This window comes from Bacillus sp. FSL K6-1284 (assembly GCF_038002625.1).
Lineage (GTDB): Bacteria > Bacillota > Bacilli > Bacillales > Bacillaceae > Bacillus > Bacillus paralicheniformis.
Genome location: NZ_JBBOCW010000001.1, coordinates 1,581,678 through 1,594,833 on the forward strand (window position 1 = coordinate 1,581,678; position 13,156 = coordinate 1,594,833).

Here is a 13,156-nt window from a genome sequence, read left to right on the forward strand (position 1 = left end):
GGCTGATTTGTCGCGTTCGCCTCTCTTATCTCTCAGAATTCAAAGTCTGATGGAATTAGCACCGTGCCCTAGCGGCGCAGAATTTCGCGCCCCATTTCACAATGGTATTACGGTCGGTTGCTGTTGGGGTCATTAGGCCAGTCCTTCACCCAACTCTCGATAAGAGAAATCAATATAAAATTTTGAAATTTCAGTTCGGTCAGTTGCTGAAAATGTTACCAGCATCTCAGTTTTCTTGTCAACACTTTTTTAATATAAATCTCTGCGAATGTCCTCAAAAACCGGAATTTGCCCCCGCGCTTTTTCAATGTCCCCGAGGTTGATTTCGGTTCTGATGACGGCTTCACCGCTCCCTGCTTCAGCGAGGGTGCGGCCGAGCGGATCAATGATGATGCTGTGACCCGCAAATTCGTTTGCCGGGTCACTTCCCGCTCGGTTGCAGGCTGCGACAAAGCACTGATTTTCAATCGCTCTGGCTTTTAAAAGGCTTTGCCAGTGATCGAGGCGGGCGAGCGGCCATTCCGCCGATACAAAGATGATGCCCGCACCTTCCTTCGTATGTTTTCTGATCCATTCCGGGAAACGGATGTCGTAGCAGATAAACCCCGCAGCCGGGATCCCTTCAAGCTCGAAGCTCCCGTCGCCTGAGCCCGCTGACAAATAGAGGTGTTCGTCCATCAGCTGGAAAAGGTGAGCTTTGCTGTATTCTTTGATCAAATGTCCGTTTTTGTCTGCGATGTACATGATATTGTACACACCGCTTTTTTTCTTAACGGCGACAGAGCCGCATATGATATGGACACGGTTTGCTTTTGCCGTTTCCTGCAGCCATCTCTTCGTTTGCCTGCCTTCTTCATCTGCGATGGAGCCGAGATTTTTTAAATCATAACCCGTCGTCCACAGCTCGGGAAGGAGAAGAACATCCGCTTTTCGGCTTTCCTGTTCGATCAGCTGCTCCGCTTTTTTAAAATTTTCAGAAGGATTGCCGTATGCGATATCGAATTGCAGACATGAAATTGTCAGCTTCAATCTGGATCACCTCATTTTTTTCTTTACATTTTACATTTAACAATATATGATGATGGACTATCATTTCAAGAATTTTTCAAAAGCGGGTGAATCATATGAAATTTGAGCTTTCAGATATGCTGAAACAGCTGCCTGAGCAGTTTTTCGCTTCCTTGGTGAAAAAGGTGAATGAAAAAATCGCCGCCGGCCATGATGTGATCAATCTCGGCCAGGGGAATCCCGATCAGCCGACACCTGATCACATCGTTGATACAATGGCGCAAGCCGTTCGCAACCCTGAAAACCATCAGTATTCCTCCTTTCGCGGCAGCCGTTCACTCAAGGAGGCGGCAGCCGCGTTCTATCGAAGGGAATACGGTGTAGAGCTCGATCCCGAACGCGAAGTCGCTGTATTGTTCGGCGGAAAAGCCGGTCTTGTCGAGCTTCCGCAATGTTTGTTAAATCCGGGGGATGCCGTACTCGTTCCCGATCCCGGCTATCCCGACTACTGGTCGGGCGTTGAGCTGGCAAGAGCGAACATGGAAACGATGCCGCTTACAGCGGGCAATCAGTTTCTGCCTGATTACAGCCGGATTCCGAAGGAAGTGAAAGAAAATGCGAAGCTCATGTATTTAAATTATCCAAACAATCCAACCGGTGCCCAAGCCACGCCTGTTTTTTTCGAAGAGACTGTCCGGTTTGCCAAGTCGAACGGAATTTGCGTCGTCCACGATTTTGCCTACGGTGCGATCGGCTACGACGGCAAGAGGCCTGTCAGCTTTCTCGAAACGGAGGGGGCAAAAGACACAGGAATCGAAATTTACACGCTTTCCAAAACGTATAATATGGCTGGATGGCGGGTCGGGTTTGCAGTTGGCAACGCCTCTGTGATCGAAGCGCTGAACCTTTATCAGGACCATATGTATGTCAGCCTTTTTAAAGCGGTCCAAGACGCCGCGGCAGCCGCGCTTCTATCAGACCAAGCGTGTGTCAAGGAGCAAAATGAGCGCTACGAAAAAAGGCGGGATGTATGGATTCGTGCGGTCCGTGAAATCGGTTGGCACGCGGATGCTCCACAAGGTTCTTTTTTCGCCTGGATGCCTGTCCCTGACGGGTATACATCTGAGGCTTTTTCCGATCTGCTTCTCGAAAAAGCGAATGTCGTCACAGCGCCCGGCATCGGCTTCGGCAAATACGGAGAAGGCTATGTGAGAGTCGGCCTCTTGACAAGCGAAGAGCGGCTCCGGGAAGCGGCTTCGCGCATTGCCAAGCTGAATATATTCAAAAAGACCGGCCACAGTCATTGACAACCGGGAAAAACGATGGGATAATTCAAAATAATTTATAAAATCAATATTCTTATCAAGAGCAGGCAGAGGGACAAGCCCGATGAAGCCCGGCAACCGACTTTTTAAGCACGGTGCTAATTCTTGCAGCTGACGCTGAGAGATAAGGATTCGAACCTGAAATGCGAAACCTCTTTTAGCTAAAGCAGCAAAAGAGGTTTTTTATATGCATGAAGCAGGAAGGAGCTACAGAATGAGTGAACTTTTGGCAACATATGTTTTGACAGATCAAGGATGTGACGCAGAAAAGCGGGCCGAGCAAATCGCGATCGGACTGACGGTCGGGTCGTGGACAGATCTACCGTTCTTAAAGCAGGAACAGCTGAAAAAGCATAAAGGACGCGTCGTCAAGGTCGAAGAAACAGAAAGCACGCTGGGGGAAAAACAGGCAACGGTCACCATCGCTTATCCGGAAGCCAATTTTACAAGCGACATTCCCGCTGTGCTGACGACCGTTTTTGGAAAGCTGTCTCTCGACGGAAAAATCAAATTGGCGGATTTGGAGTTTTCACAATCTTTTAAACGATCATTGCCGGGCCCGAAATTCGGCGTATACGGGATCCGGAAAAAAATCGGCGAATTTGAAAGGCCTCTGTTGATGAGCATTTTTAAAGGCGTCATCGGCCGCGATATGGAAGACTTAAAGGAACAACTCAGACAGCAGGCGCTCGGCGGAGTGGATTTGATCAAGGACGATGAAATCTTATTCGAAACAGGCAGTGCCCCCTTTGAAAAACGAATCACGGAAGGAAAAAAAGTGCTTGAGGCAGCTTTTGAAGAAACAGGGCGCAAAACGCTGTATGCCGTCAACCTGACGGGCAGGACAATGGAGCTGAAATCGAAGGCGAGAAAAGCAGCCGAGCTCGGAGCCGATGTGTTGCTGCTGAATGTGTTTGCCTACGGGCTCGATGTTTTGCAAAGCCTTGCGGAAGACGACGACATCCCGCTGCCGATCATGGCGCACCCGGCAGTAAGCGGCGCACTCACTTCGTCGCCGCATTACGGTTTTTCCCATTCGCTTTTGCTCGGCAAGCTCAACCGGTATGCGGGTGCTGATTTCAGCCTGTTCCCTTCACCGTACGGAAGCGTTGCTCTGCCGAAGCGGGATGCGCTTGCCATATATGATGAATGCACGAAGGAAGACGTTTTTAAACCGACATTCGCCGTCCCGTCGGCCGGTATTCACCCCGGCATGGTGCCGCTCTTGATGAAAGACTTCGGCATTGACCATATCATCAACGCAGGCGGGGGGATTCACGGTCATCCAAACGGAGCGGCAGGCGGAGGAAGGGCGTTTCGGGCGATCATTGATGCCGTCCTGGAAGCGGAGCCAGTCGAAGAAAAAGCAAAGCGTTCTCCCGATTTAAAGCTCGCCCTTGAAAAATGGGGAAGGGTTGAGGTTTCCGTATGAGGCAGCCGCTTATCATTTGCGATTTTGACGGAACCATTACAACAAACGACAACATCATCAGCATTATGAAACAATTTGCTCCAGAAGAGTGGCTCGCTTTAAAAGACGGGGTTCTGTCCAAGGACATATCGATTAAGGACGGGGTCGGCAGAATGTTTCAATTGCTGCCGACAAGCCTGAAAGAAGACATTATGGGATATGTACTGAAACAAGCCGAGATCCGCCCCGGGTTTACAGAGTTTGTCTCTTTCCTGGATGAGCAGGGTCTTCCGTTTTACGTCGTGAGCGGAGGGATGGACTTTTTCGTCTATCCTCTGCTTGAAGGCATTGTCGAAAAGGAACGCATTTACTGCAATGAGGCCGGCTTTTCAGGGCGCAATATCGAGATCCGCTGGCCGTATCCGTGTGACGGCAGCTGCGGAAATGAATGCGGCTGCTGCAAGCCTTCTATCATCCGCCGGCTGAAAGGCCGGGACGATTTTGTTGTCATGATTGGGGACTCTGTTACAGATGTTGAAGCTGCCAAATGTTCCGACTTGTGCATCGCGCGCGATTATTTGCTGCGGGAATGTGAGGGACTCGGCCTGAAGCATGCGGGATTCGGCGATTTCCGTGATGTAAAGCGAATACTTGAAGAGACCGCGGAGGTGAAAGAATGGACCCTGAGCAAAAATGGCACGAACTTGCCGAGGTAAAAAAAGAGCTTGCGGAAAGGGATTGGTTCCCTGCGACAAGCGGCAATCTGTCAATCAAAGTATCAGAAGACCCGCTGCGATTTCTCATCACAGCAAGCGGAAAAGATAAGCGAAAAGCATCCGCGGAGGATTTTCTGCTGGCGGACGAAGAGGGGAGACCGGCGGAGACCGGACATACGCTGAAACCGTCAGCGGAGACGCTGCTGCACACCCGTGTCTATCAAAATACAAACGCGGGCTGCTGTCTTCACGTCCATACGATTGACAACAATGTCATCTCAGAGCTTTACGCAAAAGAAAAGCAAGCGACATTCAGAGGCCAGGAAATCATAAAGGCGCTCGGTCTTTGGGAGGAAAATGCGGAGGTTACGATCCCGATTATCGAAAACAGCGCTCATATTCCGGATTTGACGGCGGATTTTGCCGGACACCTTTCAGGCGATTCAGGGGCAGTGCTGATTCGCAGCCACGGCATTACCGTCTGGGGAAAAACGGCATTTGAGACAAAGCGGATGCTTGAAGCGTATGAATTCCTGTTCAGCTGGCATTTAAAACTGAAAGCTTTGCAGGCTTACCACGTTAATTAAAAAGGGGGAGAAAGCATGGCGACAATTCGAATCCATGATGAACAAAACACGACCATTGAAAAGCAGGAAGAAGTAGAACAATTTCTAAAGGGGCAGGAGGTCATTTATGAAAAATGGGATATCACAAAGCTGCCGGCCGGCTTAAAAGAAAAATACGATTTGACCGATGAAGAGAAACAGGAGATTTTAGACGTCTTTGCCGTTGAAATCAAAGACATTTCAGAACGCCGCGGCTATAAAGCGAGCGATGTCATCTCGCTTTCTGACCAAAATCCGAAACTCGATGAGCTCTTGAAAAATTTCAAACAGGAACATCATCATACAGACGATGAAGTCAGATTTATCGTCAGCGGCCACGGCATCTTTGCGATAGAAGGAAAAGACGGCACATTTTTTGATGTCCTCTTAAATCCGGGAGATTTGATCTCCGTTCCTGAAAACACCCGCCATTATTTCACGCTTCAGGAAGACCGAAAAGTCGTGGCTGTCAGAATCTTTGTAACGACAGAGGGCTGGGTGCCGATTTATGAGAAAGAGAGTGTGAGCCAATAATGAAAAAGCGTCCGTGTGGACGCTTTTTTATTTGTTTCTTTCATAAAGGGCCTTGATGTGGCCTTCATGAAAGGAGAGATGCTGTTTTTCATTTTGATAGTATTGAAGACGGTCAAATACAGAGCCGGTGTGAAGCTCGAACTTATGGCCGTCCGGATCTGAGAAATAAATTGAATCTTTGTCGCCTTCATGCCGTTTTCTGCCCTTTAGCACGTTTACACCTAAATCGCGTAATTTCTTTTCCCAGAACGGCAAATCTTCCTGTTGAATCGAAAACGCGATATGGGTGTAAGAGTCGTGGATTTCCTGTCTCTTAATGTCTTTCTCTTCGTTTAATGCGAGCCAGATGCCGTTCAGGTCAAAATAAGCAGTTTTCTCGGCCTTTACGAGCCACTTGGCATCAAACACCTTTTCATAGAATGAAATAGAGACGGACAGGTCAGAGACTGAAAACAAGAGATGATTGATACCGAGAATATTATTGTTTGCCATTGCCGTTTATTCCTCCCGTTAGATGTATTTCAAATCCGTCCAGCTCTTTGGTGATTTGCCTGAATAGAAAAGCGAGCACAGCCGCGTCATCAAGCCAGCCGACACCTGCGAGAACATCGGGAATCAAATCGATCGGAGACAGCACATAAATCAATGCCAGCGCGGCCAGTAAAATCGTTTTTTTCGGGAATAAGGGGAAGTCTCCCTTTCTCCAGGCTCTAAATGCCTTGAAAAACAATAAGAGGCCTGAATACGCTTCTTTCACGGCAAAGATGGTTCGGAGCCTTGACACTGGTTTTTTCATCATTTAGACCTCCTTCTATCCTCATGAACTCTTTTAAAGGTGTTTGCCGTATTTCATCGATGGGTATTACACCTTTAATTCCACAAATCTATTATACTCGATTTCAAAATAATTTTTTGAGAAATAGGTTTACAAAATAAGTATAATCTGTAATAATGCTCAAGTACGCAAAATCTGGATGGTTCTAAGAAACGATATGTCGGTAAGGGGTGAAGCGTATGCAAAATTATGTTGAAAAAGAAGCATTGCTCGTTTCCATCAGCAAGAAGCGGCAAATGATGGTTGAAGCCGCTGAAATCTATGGATTTACAGGGGATGAAACGATCAGGCGGAGCCAGGAGCTGGATCAATTAATTTATGAATATCAAAAACTGTCTATGAATGAAAATGCGTCGGACCATCTGCTGCAGGATTTTTTAGGCTGCATCGACTGTCTGACCGTTGAAAAATATACGGCATAGTGACTGAACGAAAAAGAGCTGCCGTGGAAGGCAGGCTCTTTGCAGGAACGGGGAAGCCTCAGTCAACCTGTTCCTTTGAAGTCGGCAGCGTAATCGTTACAGTCGTTCCTTTATGCTGTTCGCTTTCGATCTGAATGGTTCCCCCGTACATGGAAATGATGCGCTTGCACACGACAAGGCCGAGTCCGGTTCCCTTTTCCTTTGACGTGACAAAAGGCTGGAAAATACTCTCCATCATTTCTTTTGGAATGCCTTCTCCGATATCCTTCACAATAATTTGCGCCTTCTCTTTATGATGTTCGATTTGAATGAGCAGCTTTCCGCCGTTTTTCATCGATTCAAGAGCATTTTTGGCGACGTTCAAGACAACCTGCTTAATATGATCTTTTTTACAATACACATAAGCCGGGTCTTCTCCACAGTCTTGAAATTCCACTTCCACATTATATAAATTTGCCTCAGAATGAATAATCGGCATGATTTCGTCAATCATTTCATTCATGGCGTTAAGCTGCCACTGCTCTGCCGTCGGCTTTCCGAGCACGAGAAACTCGCTGACAATCTGGTTGATCCTCCGGATTTCCTGGTCGATGATTGAGAAATACATTTGATCTTCTTTTGATTGATATTTTTTTTGCAGGAGCTGGATAAAGCCGCTGATACCTGTCAGCGGGTTTCTGATTTCATGAGCGGTGCTCGCTGCCAGGGTGCCGATTAATTCGAGCTTCTGGGCTTCATTTTGGGCGCGCTCCTGCTTGGTCCGCCGCTTCAGCAGCACATACTGGAGCATGAGGAACATAATATTCAGCAGAATGAAAATACTTAAAAATGACAGCAGAAGACTGTGAACGATTTCATCAAGCTGGACCGGTTCCGGATAAACTTCAAGCTTCCAGTCGATCTGATCCAAAAAAGCATCGACGGTGCCGCCGTCCGGCTTCTCAGGAGGAGAATGGCCTGCTGTAAAGACAATCTGATTCTTCTGATTGAGAATTTTGATATAAAGCTCAGGGCTCAGGACGTTCATGATATTTTTCAGATAATCGACGCGGATCGAAGCCAGCAGAAAATTTGTCGTTCTGCCTTCGCTGTCATAGACAGGAGTAAAAATATTCAGCTCCAGCCTGTCCGACACTGTATGTATATCATCTGTGATCACGGATTTCTTTGATTTTTCCGCTTTTTGCAGAATGCTTTTGTACGAAACCTTCTTTTTTTCTTTGACGGGAGACGTGCTGACCATGACATCGCCGTCTTTATTTAAAAGGTATAAAGCCGAAAAACGCGGTTCTTTTTTATACGTTTCCGTCAGGATTCGTTTTATATGCTGCTCATTAACAGGGTGGTTGAGGGCCGTGGCAAGGGAGCTGAGCCTTGCTTCTGTTTCGCCGATCAGGTAGTTGATTTGGTTGCGGTGAATATTGAGCATGAGAGTCGCAGTCTGACGGTGCTTTTCAGTGATATTTTCTCGTTCTTGTTCGTATACAAAAAAGCTTATAATGAAGGCGGGGATCATCACCAAGATCAAATAAAGCCTGACTTTCTTCCATAGATTTTTCAAATTGCGCATATTTTTACTCTCTCCCAATCGATACAGGAATAGGGGTATTATATCACTAGTGAGAGCCGATTTATAGAAAAGATAACCAATACCGTGAAAATAGGACACAATACCGGGGAATTTCCGGATATATCTATTTGATGTTCGATTCCTACTCATCATAACATGGTTTGAATGTTAACAGTTGACATTTTCCTCATAGTTTATTAATGTTTTCCTGTAGTTGTTTCTTTGGAGATGAGAGATATGAGTAATAGAGAACAGGAACAGTCCTTGAAATTATTTATTGTATTATCTCGAGCGTACAGATCCATTAATGATCATATGAATAAACATATTCATCATCATGGTCTGAATCCAACCGAGTTTGCCGTTTTAGAACTCCTCTATCATAAAGGGGATCAGCCCCTTCAGCAAATAGGGGATAAGATTCTACTGGCGAGCGGGAGTATTACATATGTGGTTGACAAGCTTGAGCAAAAGGAGCTGATCGCGAGAAGGGCCTGTGCGACCGACCGCAGGGTGACCTATGCGCAAATTACAGATAAAGGCACCAAGCTCCTGGAGAAGATTTTTCCGGGTCATGCAGAAGAGCTTCACCACATGATCAGCGTGTTAAGCGATGAGGAGAAAGAAGCCTGCATCGAAATGCTGAAAAAAGTCGGACTGAACGCAAGAAATATTTATAAGGGCAAAGAATAAGGAAGCTGCCAAAAGGCAGCTTCCTATTCTTTTTTATTCAAGTTTTCCTGGCCGATCGGCAGGATGAGGATTTCAACGCGTCTGTTTTTCCTTCTTCCTTCTTCGGTGTCATTTGAAGCGATCGGTTTAAATTCTCCGTAGCCTTTCGCGCTGAATATCTTGGCGTCAAGCTTGGGATTTTCGATTAAAAGCCCCATGAAATTGACAGCCCGCATCACGCTTAAATGCCAATTTGATTTAAATTGAGAATTTCGAATCGGCACATTGTCCGTATGTCCGCTGATTACGATATTGCGGGGCGGATTCAAGACGAGAAGGTCGGATACTTCCTTGGCCAGCGGAATGTCCTGCTGGCGGATCTCCGCTTTTCCGGAATCAAAAAAGATATTATCCTCGATGGAAAGGAGGAGGCCTTCGTCTGTCAGCTTCGTATTGACCTGTTTTTCAAGACTTTTCTCTTTAATAAACCGGTTGACCTGCTCCTGAATTTTTTTCAGGGACTGCTTGTCTTTTTCTTTTTGATCTTGTGAGAGATCTTTTGCTTGGTCAGGGCTTTTTCCATCTTCGGTTGTGCTCGTTTTCGGCTCGGTGAAGCTGGAATAATCCATCATTCCTGTTCCGCCGGTAAATACGGCATTGAACGATTTAGACAGCATATCGAACTTCTTGGCGTCGATCGAGCTCATGGCAAACAGTACGATGAACAAGGCCAAAAGCAGTGTCAGCAGGTCGGCATATGGGATGAGCCAAGACTCATCCACATGTTCTTCATGGTCTTTTTTGTGCTTCTTTTTTCTAGCCATTGCTGCTGTCTCCTTTGTCTCCTTCTGGGATGACGATGCTGGAGCGTTCGCTTGGAGAGACATACATCAAAAGCTTTTGTTCAATGACTTTTGGCGCCTGGCCTTCCAAGATCGAAAGGATGCCTTCAATCATGACTTCGCGGACTTTGACTTCCTGTTTGGATTTCCGCTTTAATTTATTGGCAAAAGGATGCCATAGTACATATCCGGTGAAGATCCCGAGAAGGGTCGCGACAAAAGCGGCGCTGATCGCATGTCCAAGCGCTTCAGTGTCGCTCATATCCGCAAGCGCTGCGATCAGTCCGACAACAGCGCCCAAAACGCCGAGTGTCGGCGCGTATGTGCCCGCCTGGGTAAAAATGCCCGCTCCGACTTGATGTCTTTCTTCCATTGCTTCAACTTCTTCAGTTAAAACGTCCCTGATAAATTCGGCACTTTGGCCGTCTACTGCCATGCTCATGCCGTTTTTCAAAAATTCATCATCGATCTCATTCAAATTTGCTTCCAAAGCGAGAAGTCCTTCACGTCTTGCGATTTGTGCCCACTCGGAAAACATCGGGATCAATTCGTTGATTTCGATCATCTTCTTCTCTTTGAACAAGATGCCGAAGAGTTTGGGAACCTTTTTGATCTCGCGGATTGGAAAAGCGATCACAACTGCTGCGATTGTACCGACAAGGATGATCAGCCATGCCGCGGGATTGACGAGAACGGAAGGGCTGACACCTTTCATGACCATGCCGACACCTACTCCGATGATAGCTAAGATGATTCCAATTAACGATGTTTTGTCCATTTTTTCACCAATTCCTTTAACTAACTTTTCTATCGTTAATATCGGTGTTGCGTGATAGGAACTTTAGGGTGTTTCTTAAATTGTTTCAAAATCATGGTGAAAAGGGACTTTAGGGTTATTTAATGTTAAAAAATAGAATTTTTGTGATTCTTACGTTGTATGTAAAGCGGCCTCCGCAATTGGAGGCCGTTATGTGTGTTATGCGGTTGGTTTCACCAAGATTTCATCGTTTTCAACGATAACCGCAAAACCGTTGATGTGTTCTTCTTCAAGCAGCAGATCGGTCATTTGATCTTCGACTGCTGTTTGAATGGTTCGTCTTAATGGGCGGGCGCCGAAGGCCGGATGGTATCCGATTTCAGCAATTTTTTCTTTTGCTTCATCTGAAACTTCAAGCGTCATGTTTTGCTCTTTTAACGTTTCTTCAAGCTCTTCCAGCAAGAGAGTGACGATCTTGACCAGATCTTCTTTTTCGAGCGGCTGGAACTCGATGATGCTGTCAAATCTGTTCAGGAATTCCGGCTTAAAGTAGCTGCTTAGGGAATCGATCATTGATTGTTCGCCCATTACTTGTTCTTCCCGGTTAAAACCGACGGTTGTCCGCTTTTCAGATACTCCGGCATTGCTTGTCATAATGATGACGGTATCTTTAAAGCTGACCGTCCGTCCCTGGCTGTCTGTCAGACGTCCGTCTTCCATGATTTGCAGGAACATGTGCTGAACATCGGGATGGGCTTTTTCGATTTCATCAAGCAAAACGATGCTGTACGGGTTCCTCCGGACTTTTTCGGTGAGCTGTCCGGCTTCTTCGTGGCCGACATATCCAGGAGGTGAACCGATCAGCTTCGATACGGCGTGTTTTTCCATGTATTCGCTCATATCGAGGCGGATGACGGCATCCTTCGTGCCGAACAGTTCTTCCGCAAGCCTTTTAGAAAGTTCTGTTTTACCGACACCTGTCGGGCCGACGAACAGGAATGAACCGACTGGCCTGTTTTTTGATTTCAGGCCGGCGCGGCTTCTTTTGACGGCTTTTGCCACTTTTTTTACGGCTTCTTTTTGACCGATCACGCGGCTTGAAAGGTTTGCTTCAAGCTCTTTCATTTTCTTCTGATCGTCGTGCTGAAGCTTGCCGACCGGAATGCCGGTTTTTTGTTCGATGATGGCTTGAATGTCTTCCGCTTTAACGGTTGCTCGTTTTTCTTCCGCATGGTTTTCCATTTTTTTGTGCAGTGCTTCTTCTTCATCGCGGAGCTTTGCTGCAAGCTCATAGTTTTCTTCCTGCAGCGCTTTAGCTTTTTCCGTTTCGATTTCTTTCAGGCGTTGGGAAGCTTGTTCGCCGCTGACCGTGTCGATTTTCAAGTTCGCTTTTGAACCGGCTTCATCCAAAAGGTCGATCGCCTTATCGGGAAGATGACGGTCCTGAATATAGCGGCTAGACAGAACGACACAGGCTTTGATCGCTTCATCCGTGTAAGTTACATCATGATACGCTTCGTATTTTTCTTTCAGCCCGTTTAAAATCGCCGCGGTCTGCTCAATTGTCGGTTCATGCACCATGATCGGCTGGAAGCGCCGCTCTAATGCTGCATCTTTTTCGATTTGGCGATATTCTTTCAATGTCGTCGCGCCGATGACTTGCAGTTCGCCTCTGGCAAGCGCAGGTTTTAAAATGTTGCCGGCGTCCATGGAGCCTTCGGCAGAGCCTGCTCCGACAAGAAGGTGAATTTCGTCAATAAACAAGACCGCGTTTTTGCGTTCTTTCAGCTCTTTCATCAGCTGTTTCATTCTTTCTTCAAATTGTCCTCTGATGCCGGTGTTTGCTACGAGGGAAGCGACATCAAGCAGGTAGAGTTCTTTGTTTTTCAATTTATTTGGAACATCGCCTTCGGCGATTTTGAGAGCAAGTCCTTCAGCAACGGCTGTTTTACCAACGCCCGGTTCACCGATTAAGACAGGGTTGTTTTTATTTCTGCGGTTTAAGATCTCGATTACACGGGCCACTTCATCATCGCGGCCGATCACCGGATCGAGCAAGCCTGTCTTTGCGGCATTCGTTAAGTTGACGGCAAGTTCATCGAGCAAGCCTTTTTTGGCAGCGGTTTGCGTCTGCGCTTGTGATGGCTGGCTGAAGAAAGAACCTCCTCCGCCAAAAAAATGATTTCCTGAAAACATAGAAGGCTGAGTCAGCTCTTTATAGCAGTCTTCACATAAATCCATTTGCTTTTTTGTAAAGTTGATTTGCATGTTCAGGCGAATCGTCGCCTCATTTTTTTGACAATGTTGACAACGCATTTGCCAAAACCCCCTTTATTGTATTTGACCTTTTTTGACCAATTGACTTTGAAAAAATGGTCTGTAGTTTGACCATTTCTGACTATTAGTATACATTGACCTTCTTTGACTTTCAAGTTCTATGCTTTTTTCTTTTTGTTCCT

At 46.5% G+C, this 13,156-nt stretch carries 14 protein-coding genes and 2 riboswitches; of the genes, 7 read left to right on the forward strand and 7 right to left on the reverse strand.

Annotated elements, in window-relative coordinates; all coding sequences use genetic code 11:
* Nucleotides 1-22: 22 nt before the first annotated feature.
* Nucleotides 23-166, reverse strand: a riboswitch (SAM riboswitch).
* Between the two features lie 83 nt (nt 167-249).
* Complete coding sequence (locus MHB72_RS08215) at nt 250-1,029, reverse strand: carbon-nitrogen family hydrolase (RefSeq protein WP_020451137.1); 780 nt, start codon at nt 1,027-1,029, stop codon at nt 250-252.
* Between the two features lie 95 nt (nt 1,030-1,124).
* On the opposite strand from MHB72_RS08215, the gene MHB72_RS08220 reads away from it, so the two are divergent.
* The 5 genes from MHB72_RS08220 to MHB72_RS08240 all read left to right on the forward strand — a co-directional run bounded on the left by MHB72_RS08220 (nt 1,125) and on the right by MHB72_RS08240 (nt 5,599).
* Entirely contained in the window at nt 1,125-2,315 is a 1,191-nt protein-coding gene (locus tag MHB72_RS08220; RefSeq protein WP_216920443.1) for a pyridoxal phosphate-dependent aminotransferase, read from the forward strand.
* Between the two features lie 49 nt (nt 2,316-2,364).
* A riboswitch (SAM riboswitch) is annotated at nt 2,365-2,464 on the forward strand.
* A gap of 83 nt (nt 2,465-2,547) precedes the next feature.
* Nucleotides 2,548-3,765, forward strand: coding sequence for a 2,3-diketo-5-methylthiopentyl-1-phosphate enolase (mtnW, locus tag MHB72_RS08225; RefSeq protein WP_216920445.1), 1,218 nt, complete (start codon nt 2,548-2,550; stop codon nt 3,763-3,765).
* Nucleotides 3,762-4,460, forward strand: coding sequence for a 2-hydroxy-3-keto-5-methylthiopentenyl-1-phosphate phosphatase (gene mtnX, locus MHB72_RS08230; RefSeq protein WP_026579807.1), 699 nt, complete (start codon nt 3,762-3,764; stop codon nt 4,458-4,460). The genes mtnW and mtnX overlap by 4 nt, the downstream gene beginning before the upstream one ends.
* Entirely contained in the window at nt 4,421-5,047 is a 627-nt protein-coding gene (locus MHB72_RS08235; protein WP_020451141.1) for a methylthioribulose 1-phosphate dehydratase, read from the forward strand. The genes mtnX and MHB72_RS08235 overlap by 40 nt, the downstream gene beginning before the upstream one ends.
* A 15-nt stretch (nt 5,048-5,062) precedes the next feature.
* A complete protein-coding gene (locus tag MHB72_RS08240) occupies nt 5,063-5,599 on the forward strand; it encodes a 1,2-dihydroxy-3-keto-5-methylthiopentene dioxygenase (RefSeq protein ID WP_216920447.1) in 537 nt (178 codons plus the stop codon).
* Between the two features lie 27 nt (nt 5,600-5,626).
* On the opposite strand, the gene fosB is transcribed toward MHB72_RS08240, so the two are convergent.
* Nucleotides 5,627-6,091 (reverse strand): metallothiol transferase FosB, encoded by a 465-nt coding sequence (gene fosB, locus MHB72_RS08245; RefSeq protein WP_216920449.1) that lies wholly within the window; start codon nt 6,089-6,091, stop codon nt 5,627-5,629.
* A complete protein-coding gene (locus MHB72_RS08250) occupies nt 6,078-6,395 on the reverse strand; it encodes a YkvA family protein (RefSeq protein WP_023857313.1) in 318 nt (105 codons plus the stop codon). The genes fosB and MHB72_RS08250 overlap by 14 nt, the downstream gene beginning before the upstream one ends.
* A 218-nt stretch (nt 6,396-6,613) precedes the next feature.
* On the opposite strand from MHB72_RS08250, the gene MHB72_RS08255 reads away from it, so the two are divergent.
* The gene (locus MHB72_RS08255; protein WP_020451145.1) at nt 6,614-6,856 is read left to right on the forward strand and encodes an aspartyl-phosphate phosphatase Spo0E family protein; all 243 of its coding nucleotides are present in this window, start codon (nt 6,614-6,616) and stop codon (nt 6,854-6,856) included.
* 58 nt (nt 6,857-6,914) lie between these two features.
* Here MHB72_RS08255 and MHB72_RS08260 read toward each other — a convergent pair whose 3' ends face one another.
* The gene (locus tag MHB72_RS08260) at nt 6,915-8,426 is read right to left on the reverse strand and encodes a PAS domain-containing sensor histidine kinase (protein ID WP_216920451.1); all 1,512 of its coding nucleotides are present in this window, start codon (nt 8,424-8,426) and stop codon (nt 6,915-6,917) included.
* Nucleotides 8,427-8,663: 237 nt separating this feature from the next.
* On the opposite strand from MHB72_RS08260, the gene MHB72_RS08265 reads away from it, so the two are divergent.
* On the forward strand, nt 8,664-9,119 hold the full coding sequence (locus tag MHB72_RS08265) for a MarR family winged helix-turn-helix transcriptional regulator (RefSeq protein WP_020451147.1): 456 nt from the start codon (nt 8,664-8,666) through the stop codon (nt 9,117-9,119).
* Between the two features lie 23 nt (nt 9,120-9,142).
* Here the strand turns inward: MHB72_RS08265 and motB are convergent, their stop codons facing one another.
* From motB to MHB72_RS08280, 3 genes are all read right to left on the reverse strand, one after another.
* Nucleotides 9,143-9,922 (reverse strand): flagellar motor protein MotB, encoded by a 780-nt coding sequence (gene motB / locus MHB72_RS08270; RefSeq protein ID WP_020451148.1) that lies wholly within the window; start codon nt 9,920-9,922, stop codon nt 9,143-9,145.
* Entirely contained in the window at nt 9,915-10,718 is an 804-nt protein-coding gene (gene motA / locus MHB72_RS08275; RefSeq protein ID WP_020451149.1) for a flagellar motor stator protein MotA, read from the reverse strand. Before motA ends, motB begins: the two co-directional genes overlap by 8 nt.
* A 198-nt stretch (nt 10,719-10,916) precedes the next feature.
* Entirely contained in the window at nt 10,917-13,013 is a 2,097-nt protein-coding gene (locus MHB72_RS08280; RefSeq protein ID WP_216920453.1) for an ATP-dependent Clp protease ATP-binding subunit, read from the reverse strand.
* Between the last annotated feature and the right edge of the window lie 143 nt (nt 13,014-13,156).

What these genes read in the sequence shown, in the direction of transcription:
- MHB72_RS08235 (WP_020451141.1), top strand. Translation starts at nt 4,421, where the DNA reads ATGGACCCTGAGCAAAAATGGCACGAACTTGCCGAGGTAAAAAAAGAG.
- MHB72_RS08240 (WP_216920447.1), top strand. Translation starts at nt 5,063, where the DNA reads ATGGCGACAATTCGAATCCATGATGAACAAAACACGACCATTGAAAAG.
- mtnW (WP_216920445.1), top strand. Translation starts at nt 2,548, where the DNA reads ATGAGTGAACTTTTGGCAACATATGTTTTGACAGATCAAGGATGTGAC.
- motB (WP_020451148.1), bottom strand. Translation starts at nt 9,922, where the DNA reads ATGGCTAGAAAAAAGAAGCACAAAAAAGACCATGAAGAACATGTGGAT.
- MHB72_RS08220 (WP_216920443.1), top strand. Translation starts at nt 1,125, where the DNA reads ATGAAATTTGAGCTTTCAGATATGCTGAAACAGCTGCCTGAGCAGTTT.
- MHB72_RS08255 (WP_020451145.1), top strand. Translation starts at nt 6,614, where the DNA reads ATGCAAAATTATGTTGAAAAAGAAGCATTGCTCGTTTCCATCAGCAAG.
- MHB72_RS08260 (WP_216920451.1), bottom strand. Translation starts at nt 8,426, where the DNA reads ATGCGCAATTTGAAAAATCTATGGAAGAAAGTCAGGCTTTATTTGATC.
- MHB72_RS08280 (WP_216920453.1), bottom strand. Translation starts at nt 13,013, where the DNA reads ATGCGTTGTCAACATTGTCAAAAAAATGAGGCGACGATTCGCCTGAAC.
- MHB72_RS08265 (WP_020451147.1), top strand. Translation starts at nt 8,664, where the DNA reads ATGAGTAATAGAGAACAGGAACAGTCCTTGAAATTATTTATTGTATTA.
- motA (WP_020451149.1), bottom strand. Translation starts at nt 10,718, where the DNA reads ATGGACAAAACATCGTTAATTGGAATCATCTTAGCTATCATCGGAGTA.
- MHB72_RS08250 (WP_023857313.1), bottom strand. Translation starts at nt 6,395, where the DNA reads ATGAAAAAACCAGTGTCAAGGCTCCGAACCATCTTTGCCGTGAAAGAA.
- fosB (WP_216920449.1), bottom strand. Translation starts at nt 6,091, where the DNA reads ATGGCAAACAATAATATTCTCGGTATCAATCATCTCTTGTTTTCAGTC.
- mtnX (WP_026579807.1), top strand. Translation starts at nt 3,762, where the DNA reads ATGAGGCAGCCGCTTATCATTTGCGATTTTGACGGAACCATTACAACA.